Consider the following 13,082-nt stretch of genomic DNA (forward strand, 5'->3'; position numbering starts at 1 on the left):
TGTTATGTAAAAACACTATTTTTTGGTCATATCGTTAACCCGGGCGGCTAACGCGGTGAAATCAAGCGCTTCTGGCGCGATATCAATAAATTTCAATAGCTCAGCCAGCCGACGCGGCATTTTTTCACGCACGGCGTCGGGGGGGAGGTCGGTGTTATCCAGCGTCCAGGCGACCATCGCCTGGATTACATCCGGCTCGCAGGCGTTGAGCGTGTTGAGCTGCCCGACGATGCGCAACAGCTGAGTGTTCAGCGACGCGCCCGGCGGCAGCTGCCGCGCCAGCGCTATCAACCGCAACAGATTGCCGATCTGCTGGCTATAAGCGATAAACGCCTGCGGATCGTGAAAGTGGGTTTGCGCCGCGAGCTGCGGGAACAGCCGGGCGCGTTGCGGCCACCACTGCTGAATACCCCGGTCGGCGATGGTGCGTTCATCTATCGGCTGCCCGGTGGTATTGGCGTTGGGTTGGATTTGCGTGAGCACCGCGCCGTGCCAGCCGCCGCCGTAAATGACCGCCTGGCCGGTCTGGAGCGACGGCAGGAAATTTTTTTGTTCATCGCTTAACGACATGGTGTCGCCAATAACGTCACGATCGTCAGCGGAAAACAGCCGGTGAACGATTTTGGTATTGGTATTTTTAATGACGTCCGGGATCAGCTTATTGGGGATTTGATCGGCGATGATCAGCCCTTCGCCATATTTACGCACTTCGGCCAACAGGTTGCTGAACATCTCCACGCCGAGTTTTTTACTGCCGCCTTCGCCTGGCTCCGGCTTCGCCAGCAGGCGGTGCGCTTCTTCAATCAGCGTGAGATGGCGATAGCCCGGCTCCCGCAGGTAGCGCTGTTTAATGGTTTCGGCGAGGCGGGTGACAATCAGCGCCATTAGCAGAGACTTGTCGTTCTCGTCCTTGATTTCATCAAGTTCGAAAACCACTTTCTTATCCAGCAGCGCATCGAAGTCAATAGAGTGACGGGCGTTGAGCATGCGGCTTTTGGTGCCCTTTGTCAGATCGGTCAGCCGCGCCACCAGCGAGCCGCGGTATTTTTCCTCAAACTCTTTGCCCATGCCTTTGGATTCGATCACCGAATCCAGTTCGCGGATCATATCGCTGAAGTTGGGCCATGCGCCGCTGTTGAGGGCAAACGGCTGCTCAATCAGCAAATTTTGGTTGCTGTAGATATCCCAGCCTTTACGCTCATAGGCCTGAATAATCGCCTCCGCCACGATCATCGGCATCGCCGCCTCCATGGGGAAGACTGCATTGAGGGCGTTTTTCAGGATATCGATGTGTCCGGTGAGCGTCTCTTTCGGTGACACCAGTTCAAAGGGATTGAGGCGAAACGGCGTGATGTCTTCCCGGCCCAGACAGTAATACTCCACGTCGGGATCCTTCTGGTACAGTTCGCGGTATTCGGTCTTGGCGGGTTCAATCACCAGAAATGGCAGCCCCGATTCCAGCAGGAGTTTCATGCAACTGGTGGTCTTACCGGAGCCGGTTACGCCGGTAATGAAAGTGTGTTTATTTAACTCGGACTTATCGAGCGTCAGCGGCTTAAACGCCAGCGTCTGACCATGCTGGATCACCTGGCCGAGCGTCAGTTGTTGTGGCTCGGGAAGGTCAGGCGGATTCAGCGCGAAATCGACGCACTTGCGGATTTTCAGCCCGGCCAGCTCTTTATCCGGCAGGCCCATCAGCAGGGAAATTTCCTGGCTGTTCAACCAGGTCGAGCACTGGGTGCGCCCGTGGCGGGTGCTGACCAGTGAGTAAATGGCTTCGCTGTAAGGATGCTGCGCGCCGGTCGCCGCATCAGCCAATTGTAGGAGTTGCCCGAGCTGCGCCACGCCGTGCTGCAAACGGTGCACGCGCAACGGCGTCAGGGTGGGGTTATTGCCCTGGAAAATCGACCGCACGCTGGCGCTCAGCCGTTCATATACCGCATTAGTTTTGGCGGCCAGAAACAGCGAGGTTTTAAACATTCCTTTGCTGTTGCCCTGGCGAAAGCGTGCAATTTGCGTCTCGCCTAAATGCTTCAACAGCTCTTCATAGCCTTTGTTGATCTCTTCGCGGGTTACTGCCTGGCCGTCGCCGGAGGTGGTGGCGTCGCTGGTGCCTTCATTGCTGCCGACGCTTTCCGAATCGTTGGTTCCCGTGGCGTATGATTTGTTCGTCGACGAGGTGGTGGTCGTGCCGCTGCTGGTGCCCCGGCTGTGGCTGGTGCCTTTGTTATCGTAGCTGGAGCTGGTGCCTTTACTGGAGCTGCGGTTTTCATTGACGCCGTCGCTTTTGGCCCGGCTGTCTCCCTCGCCGTGTGTGAGGGTCAGGCTGGTTCCGCTGGTTTTAGTGAGATTCTGACCCGTGCTGCGGGTATGTTGCTCGCTCTGGTTTTGCGAGATCTGCACTGAATATTTCATTTGCGAGGAGAGCTGGGTCGACAGATCGTATACTTGCTCAATGATCTGCTCGACTTCTTCTGTGCTGCCCGGTTGGCAGGCGATAACCATCCGCCAGCTTTCCCCCGCCAGGCCGTTAACCAGCCGCTCGACGCCCTGAAATTCTTCATCCCCCAGCCGGGATTCTTCTTCATTCAGCGAAGGGACGCCCGTCACCACGCCGAGCCGCTTCATCGATAACAGCGAGGTTATCGGAGCGATGTCCTGAGGCTTAACCGCCGCCAGCTTCGCGCCGAGTAAATTACTGCTGAAGGCCCGCTCGAGTTTAATGCCGATATCGTGAACCACGCCGTTATCGTGGCTCGCCACGCCGATATAAAAATGAATGCCCTGGCCGTCGCTAAGCAGCATATACAGCAGCCTCGCGCGCGAATCGCTCATATTGGCGATCACATTGCTCATCGCCAGCCGGTGAACGGCGGCCTTTTCATCGGTCATCTCTTCGATGCGATAAAAACGGTATTCGGTGGGGCGCTCATCCTCCGGCACAGACTCGGGAGCGAGCTGAAAGTGGATACGGTTCCAGTGGGCTATGTTTAATTCGCTCAGACGAAAGCGCGCCTGTAGCTCGGTCATGGTGGTGTGCGTGTCAGTCATGCGTAACGGGTCCATCCCAAATAAGATAATAGCGCCTGTGTGTTTAACTTATTCTCATCGCAGGCATTCACTACTTTGGCGTTAATCCTAAAAAAAAGCGAGTTACCGATTCCAGGGATTGCGTGTCAGTCGCAGTATTAACGTCGGCCCGCGCCAGAAAAACGCCAGTCAAATCGCACAAAAAGCGGAGACCGCCCGCAAACCGCGCGGCATCAATGTTCAGCGTTCCAACGCATGCCATACTGCCTGCAACACTCTGTTTGGGATTGAAATATGCAACGTGTAACCCTGTCACTTGACGATGATTTACTGGCGGAAGTGGATGCGTTAATCCAGACCCGTGGCTATCAGAACCGCTCCGAAGCGGTGCGCGATTTGGTGCGCGCCGGGTTGCAGGATGCCGCCGACACCAGCGCCAGCGGGCCGTGTATCGCGGCGCTGTTTTATATTTACGATCACGAGGCTCGCGAATTGTCGCGCCGGTTAACGCGTACTTTCCATGATCATCACGACCTGTCGCTCACCAGCCTGCATGTGCATCTTGATCACGGCAGTTGCCTTGAAGTGTCATTATTGAAAGGGGAAACCCAGCAGGTACGTACTTTCGCGGATAAGGTCATTACCGAGCGCGGGGTACGTCACGGCCAGGTGATTGTCGTACCGGTTGAGCACGACGAGACGCATCCCCATCATCATCCCCATCACCACGATTAATGCTGCTCCTGCAACGTGCCGCCCGCCCGGCACGTTCCCGCTTTAACTCAAATCCCTTCATGAACGGTGTCGACACAAATGCCGACTCGGCATTTCATCCCGTTCGACATCGACAAGTCATCGCCGCGATTTTTAATTAACTCATTGAATTGAAGAATAAAAATAACAAAAAACAAACTGGCACAATTCCTGCTTAAAGCCTGCTGACAAGACCAGCAGTGGGCAATGCCGACGGTATCGACTCGCTGTTATTCATATGATTCTGGAGGGTACAGCGATGAATCGCTTCGTGATTGCGGAGCCACAGCTATGTATCGGATGCAATACCTGTATGGCCGCCTGTTCGGAGGTCCATAAGGCTCAGGGATTACAATCGCATCCACGTCTGACCGTCACTCGCGTTGACGAGCAGACCGCCCCCATGCTTTGCCGTCACTGCGAAGACGCTCCCTGCGCCAGGGTGTGTCCGGTGAACGCCATCACGCATGAAAACGACGCCATCGTCCTTAACGAAAGCCTGTGCATCGGCTGTAAGTTATGCGGCCTGGCCTGTCCTTTTGGGGCCATTACGCCATCGGGCAGCCGCCCGCTGTCTATTCCCTCGCAATTTGAAAACTATGTCCCGGCGAATCTGCTGGCCGATGTGCCGGAAAGCCCTGCCAGCATGAATCCGTTTCTTGCCTGGAACGCGGGGGTGCGCAGCGTGGCGGTGAAATGCGACTTATGCGATTTCCGCCCGGAAGGCCCGGCCTGCGTCAGGGCGTGCCCGACGGCGGCGCTGAAACTGGTGGATGAACGCGGTATCGCGCGGGAGGCAAAAGCGCGGCGTCTGGCGGCGATGAGCAATCTGCCGCCGGAGCTAAATCTGTTTCCCACCGCTTCTCAGGAGCAGAAATTATGATGGATTCTCTTCAGCTTCTTTTGTGGGCCATCGTGTTTTACGTCGCGAGCGGCTGCGCCTCTCTGCTTTTGCGCCATGCGGAGCAGGTGGCGATTTATGTCGCCGGCGCGGGCGCGATGATCGGCGGCGTTCTGGGTATTGCTGCCGCGTGGCCGGTGGTGATGGGCGGCGACGCGGTGGTGTTTGCCACTCAGGGCCTGTTCCCGTTTGCCGCCTTCAGCGTTCGTCTCGATGGCCTGGCCGCCTTTATGCTGCTGGTGATCTCCCTGCTGGTGGTGGTGTGCTCGCTGTACTCGCTCTCCTACGTTCAGGAATACCGCGGGCGCGGCGCATGGGGCATGGGGTTCTTTATGAACCTGTTTATCGCCTCCATGGTCGGCCTGGTGGTGATGGACAACGCGTTCTACTTCATCATCCTGTTTGAAATGATGTCGCTGGCGTCGTGGTTCCTGGTCATCGCCGAGCAGGATGACGAATCGGTCAGCGCCGGGCTGCTGTACTTCTTTATCGCCCACGCCGGGTCGGTGCTGATCATGATGGCGTTCTTCCTGCTGTGGCGGGAGAGCGGCAGCCTCGATTTCGCCAGCTTCCGCGCGCTGCAACTCTCGCCGGGCACCGCCTCCGCGGTGTTCCTGCTGGCGTTTCTGGGTTTCGGGGCCAAGGCCGGGATGCTGCCGCTGCACAGCTGGCTGCCGCGCGCGCACCCCGCCGCGCCGTCACACGCCTCGGCACTCATGTCGGGCGTGATGGTGAAAATCGGGATCTTCGGGATTATCAAAGTCGGCATTGATTTACTCGCCACCCAGCTGTGGTGGGGGATTGTAGTGCTGGCGTTCGGCGCGGTTTCAGCCGTTCTGGGCGTGCTGTATGCGCTGGCGGAGCATGACATCAAACGCCTGCTGGCCTGGCATACCGTGGAAAACATCGGGATCATTTTGATGGGCGTCGGCGTCGGCATGGTGGGCATCGCCACCGGCCACCCGGTGCTGGCGACGCTGGGCATTCTCGGCGCGCTCTACCACCTCGTGAACCATGCGGTGTTTAAAGGGCTGCTGTTCCTCGGCGCAGGGGCGATTATCTACCGCGTCCATACCCGCGATATGGAAAAAATGGGCGGCTTAGGCAAGCTAATGCCCCTGACCGGTCTGGCGTTCCTGATCGGTTGTATGGCGATTTCCGCACTGCCGCCGCTCAACGGGTTTATCAGCGAGTGGTACACCTATCAGTCGCTGTTCACCATGAGCCGCGACGGCAGCTTTATCATGAAACTGAGCGGCCCCATCGCCATGGTGATGCTGGCAATCACCGGCGCGCTGGCGGCGATGTGCTTTGTGAAGGTGTATGGCATTAGCTTCTGCGGCGGCGCGCGCAGCGAGAAAGCAGCCCAGGCGCGTGAAGTGCCGTGGCCGATGACCGCTGCCATGCTGTTGCTGGCGTTGCTTTGCGTCATATTGGGCGTCGGCGCGGCGTGGATCGCGCCGGTTATCGCGAACATCGCCGCCGGGCTGGTGCAAACGCCTGCCGTGACGGTGAGCGAAGGGGCGCTGTTGGTGCCGGGCTTGGCCCATCAGGCAATGCTCTCTCCAGCGGTCATGTTTATTCTGCTGCTGGCCCTGCCGTTAATTCCTCTGATGATTTATCTCTCTCACCGCCGTGGGCAACAAGGTTTCCGCCGTCGCGGCGAGCCGTGGGCCTGTGGTTACGCCTGGGAAGAGGCGATGTCGGCGTCCGCCGGCAGCTTCACCCAGCCGCTGCGCGTCATGTTCTCCTCGCTGTACAAACTGCGTCGTCAGCTCGATCCGTCTGCCGGACTGGGCCGCGCGCTGGAGAAAACCACCGCAGGCGCCACCCGCGTCGAGCCGTTCTGGGATGAAAAAATTATCTATCCGTTGGTCCGTCTGACCCAGTCCGTGGGCAGCGGGATACAGCGACTACAGGGAGGAGATTTCCGTCTCTATTGCCTGTATGTCGTGGCGGCGCTGGTCGTTTTACTCGCGATCGTCGCGGTCTGAGGAGGGAGCGCATGTTAACGCAACACACACCGACGCTGACCATGGGGCTGTTCGCGCTGGTTCAGGCCCTGATCATGCTGGGGATTACCCCGTTACTCACCGGGATCTCCCGCCAGATCCGCGCCCGGATGCATTCGCGTCAGGGGCCCGGCATCTGGCAGGACTACCGCGATCTCGCCAAATTACTTAAACGCCAGGAAGTGGCGCCGGCGCAGTCGGGGGCGATGTTCCGCATCATGCCTTACGTGCTGCTGGGTTCGATGTTGCTGGTGGCGATGACCTTACCGATTTTCACCCTGATGTCGCCGTTCGGCGGGGCAGGGGATTTGATCACGCTGCTGTACCTGTTCGCGCTGTTCCGCTTTTTCTTCTCGCTCTCCGGGCTGGATACCGGCAGCACTTTCGCCGGGATCGGGGCCAGCCGCGAACTGGTGATCGGCATTTTAGTCGAACCGACGCTGATCCTTGCGCTGCTGGTGGTGGCGCTGATCGCCGGTTCCACCAATATCGGCACCATCAGCGCCACCCTGGCGCAGGGCTGGAGCTCGCCGACCGCCACGCTGCTGGCGTTTATCGCCTGCGCTTTCGTCTGCTTTATCGAGATGGGCAAACTGCCGTTTGACCTCGCGGAAGCGGAGCAGGAGTTGCAGGAAGGGCCGCTGACCGAATACTCCGGTTCCGGCTTTGCCCTGGTGAAATGGGGGCTGGGCCTGAAGCAGGTGGTGGTGGCGCAACTGTTCCTGGCGGTGTTTATCCCGTTCGGCAAAGCGGCGGAATTTACCCCGCCGGCGCTGATGTGGGCGGTCCTTGCCACCTGCATCAAGCTGCTGGTGGTGTTTGTGCTGGCCGGCCTGATTGAAAACAGCCTGGCGCGCGGACGCTTCCTGCTGACCCACCGCGTCACCTGGCTGGGCTTCGGCGTTGCGACGCTGGCCTTCGTCTTTTACTTAACCGGTCTGTAAGGAGCCAGGGAAACCATTATGGAAACTATCGCACTTGCGACCCTGCTGATCCCCTTCGTCGGGGCGCTGCTCACGGCCTGCCTGCCGCAGCGTTATGCGCCGTGGCTGTGTACCCTCGTCGCGCTGCTGGCCACGTTGGGCACGGTTCAACTGGCGTGGCTGTTTTATCTGGGCGGTATGGAGGCCACCACGCTGTCGCTGGTTCAGTACGGCGATGTGGCGCTGTTTGGCTTCACCCTCGATCGCGTCAGCACCCTGATCGTGTTCGCGGTGGTGTTTTTAGGTTTCTTAGTCAGCCTTTACTCCACTGGCTATCTGACCAAAGGCAACCGCGAGCATCCGCACGACGGCACCAACCGCTACTACGCGCTGCTGCTGGTGTTTATCGGCGCGATGGCCGGGCTGGTGTTGTCGTCCACCATCCTCGGGCAACTGCTGTTTTTCGAAATCACCGGCGGCTGCTCCTGGGGGCTGATTGGCTATTACCAGAGCGCGAAATCCCAGCGTTCCGCCATGAAAGCGCTGCTGATCACCCATGTTGCCTCCATCGGCCTGTATCTGGCAGCGGCGACGCTGTTCCTGCAAACCGGCACCTTCGCGCTGAGCGCGCTGGCGGAACTGGACGGTCCGGCGAGTCTGATCGTATTCGGCGGGATCCTGTTCGCAGCCTGGGGTAAATCGGCGCAACTGCCGTTGCAGGCCTGGCTGCCGGACGCCATGGAAGCGCCCACCCCAGTGAGTGCTTACCTGCATGCCGCGTCGATGGTGAAAGTGGGCGTATATATCTTTGCCCGCGCCATTCTCTCTGCCGACCAGGTGCCGCACGTTATCGGCTGGATCGGCATGGGCATGGCGAGCCTCACTATTGTCTACGGCTTTATGATGTATCTGCCGCAAAAAGACATGAAGCGCCTGCTCGCCTGGTCGACCATTACCCAACTGGGCTGGATCTTCTTCGCCCTGTCGATGTCGGTGTTCGGCTCGAAAGAGGCCTTCAACGGCGGTATCGCTTACATCTTCAACCACGCTTTTGCCAAGAGCCTGTTCTTCCTGGTGGCGGGCGCGCTCAGCTACAGCTGCGGCACCCGTATGCTGCCGAAGCTGAAAGGGCTGATGCGCACGATGCCGTTGCTGGGCGTCGGCTTCTGCGTGGCGGCGCTGGCGATTGCCGGTGTGCCGCCGTTCAACGGCTTTTTCAGCAAGTTCCCGCTGTTTGCCGCCGGTTTCGCGCTCTCCAGCGAATATTGGGTCATGACCCCGCTGATGGTGCTGTTGCTGGTTGAATCGGTGGCGAGCTTCGCCTGGCTGCTTTACTGGTTTGGGCGCGTGGTGCCCGGCGAACCGAGCGAGGCGGTGGCGGATGCCTCGCCGGTGCCGGTTGCGATGCGGGCGGTGCTGATTGTCCTGGTGGTGATGTCGCTGTGCTCCAGCGTCATTGCTGTCGCCTGGTTGGGATAAGGGAGTCGAACATGACCGGAACACTTATCGTCAATAACCTCGCGGGCGTGATGATGATCACCTCGCTGCTGGTGATTGGCGTCAAACGTCCTGCCGCCGCGTGCTGGTTCTATGCGCTGCAGTCGCTGATGCTGGTGGGCATTTTTATCACCCTCGCGGAAACCCTCAACGCCCATGAGCTGCTCTCCTGGTCGATCAGCGCCTTTATCACCAAGGTGGTGATGGTGCCGCTGATTATGGGCTACGCGTTTCGCAAACTCTCCGATCCCAGCGCCAATGCCGGGATTATCAGCCCGGCGTTGCTGATGGTGGCCGCCGCCGTCATCGTGCTGCTGGCCTGGTTCGTCGTGGAACCCGTTACGGTGCCGCTGGTGACGGAGCTGAAACCGGCGCTGGCGGTATCGCTGGGCCACTTCCTGCTGGGGCTGCTGTGCATCGTCACGCAGCGCAACATCCTTAAGCAGGTATTCGGCTACTGCCTGATGGAAAACGGCTCGCACCTGACGCTGGCGCTGCTGGCCAACCGCGCGCCGGAACTGGTGGAAATCGGGATCGCCACGGACGCTATTTTTGCCGTGATCGTGATGGCGGTGTTGGCGCGCAAAATTTATCGCACGCTCAACACGCTCAATGTTGATCAACTGACGGCGCTGAAGGGGTAAGCAGATGAATGACAGTACGATGTTTTTCTGGCTGCTGGGCATACCGCTGGTGGTCGCGCTACTGGCGTTCGCCTGCCGTTTGCTCGGCGACGGCGCGCGCGGCGTGGTGACGGCGCTGCATGCCGTTGCGATCACCGCGCTGCTGGGCGTCAGCCTGTGGGGCGTGGCGCTGGTGTATGAACACCAGGATTTACTGGCGGCGCACCAGTGGCTGCATCTCGACAGCCTGAGCGGCCTGTTCCTTGGGCTGTTGGGCGTGGTCGGGTTCTTAACCGGCCTGTACTCCATCGGGTATATGAATCACGAGGTCAACAGCGGCGAACTGAGCGTGAAGAGCCTGTGCAATTACTATGGCTTCTTCCACCTGTTTATCTTCACCATGCTGCTGGTGGTGACCAGTAATAACCTGATCCTGATGTGGGCGGCCATCGAAGCCACTACCCTCAGCTCGACATTTCTGGTGGGTCTGTACGGCCAGCGTTCGTCGCTGGAGGCGGCCTGGAAATACATCATCATTTGTACCGTCGGGGTGGCGTTCGGCCTCTACGGTACGGTGCTGGTGTACTCCAACGCAGCGGGCATGTTGCCGAATCCGGGCGACGCCATTTTCTGGACCGAAGTGATGAAACACCCGGATCTGCTGGACCCGACGCTGATGCATCTGGCGTTTGTGTTCGTGCTGATCGGCTTCGGCACCAAGATGGGGATTTTCCCGATGCACGCCTGGCTGCCGGACGCACACAGTGAGGCCCCGAGCCCCACCAGTGCGCTGCTCTCGGCGGTGCTGCTCAACTGCGCGCTGCTGATCATCGTGCGTTATTACATCCTGATCAGCGCGGCGATTGGTCCGCAGTTTCCCAACACCCTGCTGATTGTCTTCGGGATGCTGTCGGTGGCGGTGGCGGCGTTCTTTATCCTGGTGCAACGCGATGTAAAACGCCTGCTGGCCTATTCGAGCGTCGAGAATATGGGGTTGATCGCCGTGGCGATCGGCATCGGCGGGCCGCTCGGCGTGCTGGCCGGGCTGCTGCACACCCTCAACCATAGCCTGGCGAAAGCGCTGCTGTTCTGCGGTTCCGGCAACCTGCTGTTGAAATACGGCACCCGCGATCTGGACGTGGTGCGCGGCATGATGCGCGTCGCGCCGTTCAGCGCGGTGCTGCTGGCAGGCGGCGCGCTGGCCCTCGGCGGGATGCCGCCGTTTAACGTGTTCCTCAGCGAGTTTATGACCGTGACCGCCGGGCTGGCGGGCGAACATCTGTGGCTCACTATCGTGCTGCTGCTGTTGCTGACGGTGGTACTGGGCGGGCTGATCCGCATGGTCGCCAAAGTGTGCTTCGGCGAGGCGCCGCAGGCGGTAGCGAAAGGAGAGCTGGGCATTCTGACCACGCTGCCGCTGCTGATCCTGCTGGTGCTGATGCTGGTGATGGGCACCCACATTCCGAAACCGGTGACTTACATGCTGGAGCGCGCGTCCACCATCGTCCTGAATCAGCCCGATTCACAACAGCGCTATTCGTGGCCGTGGGCCACCCACGACGCATCCATTACCGCCACCACCCATCGTCAGGAGAAGTAACGTGAGCTACGAAAATTTCGTCAACAGTATGCAAAACAGCGCCAGGCGCGGCGTGGGCTATCTGGCGCAAATCCGCCAGCAGTTCCCGGCGGCGGTGCTGGACGAGGAATGGCAAACGGCGGATCAGCTCACCATTACGGTTAACACTGATGCGCTGCCGGAAGTCGTGGAGTTTATTTATTACCAGTTAAACGGCTGGCTGCCGGTGCTGTTCGGCAATGACGAGCGCCCGCTTAACGGCCAGTTTGCGGTGTATTACGTGCTGTCGCTGGAAGGCCAGGAGAAATGCTGGATCACCGTGAAGGCGTTCGTAAACCCGATTACCCAGGAGTATCCGTCCGTGACGCCGCGCGTACCGGCGGCGGTCTGGGGCGAGCGCGAAGTGCGCGATATGTACGGCCTGAAACCGGTGGGCCTGCCGGACGAGCGCCGTCTGGTGCTGCCGGACGACTGGCCGGACGATCTCTACCCGCTGCGCAAAGACACCATGGATTATCGCCAGCGCCCGGCGCCGACCACGGAAACCGAAACCTATCCGTTCGTCAATGAAGCCACCGGGGAGACCCGCGTGGTGCCGATTGGCCCGCTGCATATTACCTCTGACGAACCGGGGCACTTCCGGCTGTTCGTCGACGGCGAGCAGATTGTCGATGCCGACTACCGCCTGTTCTATGTCCATCGCGGCATGGAAAAACTGGCGGAAACCCGCATGGGTTATAACGAAGTCACGTTCCTCTCTGACCGCGTGTGTGGTATCTGCGGTTTTACCCACAGCGTGGCTTACGCCACCTCGGTAGAAAACGCGCTGGGGATTTATGTGCCGCAGCGCGCCCACACTATCCGCAGCATTTTGCTGGAAGTGGAGCGGCTGCACAGCCACCTGCTGAACATCGGCCTGAGCAGCCACTTCGTCGGCTTCGATACCGGCTTTATGCAGTTTTTCCGCATCAGGGAGAAATCCATGACCATGGCGGAATTGCTGACCGGGGCGCGGAAAACCTATGGCATGAACCTGATTGGCGGCGTGCGCCGCGATATCAATAAAACCCAGCGTCTGAATACCCTGAAGCTGGTGCGCGAAATGCGCGTCGAATTCCAGAATCTGGTGGATATGCTGCTCACTACGCCGAATATCGAACAGCGTACCGTGGGCGTCGGCGTGCTGGATCGCAAAGTCGCCCGCGACCACAGCCCGGTGGGCCCGATGATCCGCGCCAGCGGTTTTGCCCGCGACGTGCGTTTCGACCACCCGTTCGCCGATTACGGCAATCTGCCAAAAACCCTGTTCACCCTGGACGGCGGCGACGTGTTCTCCCGCGTGATGGTGCGCGTGAAAGAGGTGTTCGACTCCATGGCGATGATTGAGTACGCGCTGGATAACCTGCCGGAAGGGGACATCCTCACCGAAGGCTTTACCTATAAACCGCATAAATTCGCGCTGGGCTATACCGAAGCGCCGCGCGGCGAAGATATTCACTGGAGCATGCTGGGGGATAACCAGAAGCTCTACCGCTGGCGCTGCCGCGCGGCCACCTACGCCAACTGGCCGGTGCTGCGCTACATGCTTCAGGGCAATACCGTCTCTGACGCGCCGCTGATTATCGGCAGCCTTGACCCCTGTTACTCCTGTACCGACCGCGTCACGCTGGTGGATGTGCGTAAACGCAGCGTCAAAACCGTGCCGTATCAGGAGATTGAACGCTACGGGATTGAGCGCACCCAGTCGCCGCTCAAGTGAGGACT

General features: G+C 59.5%; 9 protein-coding genes. 8 read left to right on the forward strand and 1 reads right to left on the reverse strand.

Annotation, left to right across the window (positions count from 1 at the left end):
• Positions 1 to 15 precede the first annotated feature (15 nt).
• The gene (locus GV764_RS09210; protein ID WP_161659889.1) at positions 16 to 3,051 is read right to left on the reverse strand and encodes an ATP-binding protein; all 3,036 of its coding nucleotides are present in this window, start codon (positions 3,049 to 3,051) and stop codon (positions 16 to 18) included.
• 273 nt (positions 3,052 to 3,324) lie between these two features.
• Here GV764_RS09210 and nikR point away from each other — a divergent pair, with 273 nt between their 5' ends.
• From nikR to GV764_RS09250, 8 genes are all read left to right on the forward strand, one after another.
• A complete protein-coding gene (gene nikR, locus GV764_RS09215; RefSeq protein ID WP_161659890.1) occupies positions 3,325 to 3,765 on the forward strand; it encodes a nickel-responsive transcriptional regulator NikR in 441 nt (146 codons plus the stop codon).
• Positions 3,766 to 4,042: 277 nt separating this feature from the next.
• Positions 4,043 to 4,666 (forward strand): 4Fe-4S dicluster domain-containing protein, encoded by a 624-nt coding sequence (locus GV764_RS09220; RefSeq protein ID WP_161659891.1) that lies wholly within the window; start codon positions 4,043 to 4,045, stop codon positions 4,664 to 4,666.
• On the forward strand, positions 4,666 to 6,678 hold the full coding sequence (hyfB, locus tag GV764_RS09225) for a hydrogenase 4 subunit B (RefSeq protein ID WP_161659937.1): 2,013 nt from the start codon (positions 4,666 to 4,668) through the stop codon (positions 6,676 to 6,678). The genes GV764_RS09220 and hyfB overlap by 1 nt, the downstream gene beginning before the upstream one ends.
• Positions 6,679 to 6,689: 11 nt before the next feature.
• On the forward strand, positions 6,690 to 7,640 hold the full coding sequence (locus GV764_RS09230) for a respiratory chain complex I subunit 1 family protein (RefSeq protein ID WP_161659892.1): 951 nt from the start codon (positions 6,690 to 6,692) through the stop codon (positions 7,638 to 7,640).
• Positions 7,641 to 7,658: 18 nt separating this feature from the next.
• The gene (locus GV764_RS09235; protein ID WP_161659893.1) at positions 7,659 to 9,098 is read left to right on the forward strand and encodes a hydrogenase 4 subunit D; all 1,440 of its coding nucleotides are present in this window, start codon (positions 7,659 to 7,661) and stop codon (positions 9,096 to 9,098) included.
• Positions 9,099 to 9,109: 11 nt separating this feature from the next.
• Positions 9,110 to 9,760 carry a hydrogenase 4 membrane subunit gene (gene hyfE / locus GV764_RS09240; RefSeq protein WP_161659894.1) on the forward strand — a complete coding sequence of 217 codons (651 nt, stop codon included), beginning with the start codon at positions 9,110 to 9,112 and terminating at the stop codon, positions 9,758 to 9,760.
• A 4-nt stretch (positions 9,761 to 9,764) separates the two neighbouring features.
• Complete coding sequence (locus GV764_RS09245) at positions 9,765 to 11,339, forward strand: hydrogenase 4 subunit F (protein ID WP_161659895.1); 1,575 nt, start codon at positions 9,765 to 9,767, stop codon at positions 11,337 to 11,339.
• A 1-nt stretch (position 11,340) separates the two neighbouring features.
• Positions 11,341 to 13,077 carry a hydrogenase large subunit gene (locus tag GV764_RS09250; protein ID WP_161659896.1) on the forward strand — a complete coding sequence of 579 codons (1,737 nt, stop codon included), beginning with the start codon at positions 11,341 to 11,343 and terminating at the stop codon, positions 13,075 to 13,077.
• The last annotated feature ends 5 nt before the right edge of the window (positions 13,078 to 13,082 follow it).

Source organism: Atlantibacter hermannii (assembly GCF_009907385.1).
Taxonomy (GTDB): domain Bacteria; phylum Pseudomonadota; class Gammaproteobacteria; order Enterobacterales; family Enterobacteriaceae; genus Atlantibacter; species Atlantibacter hermannii_A.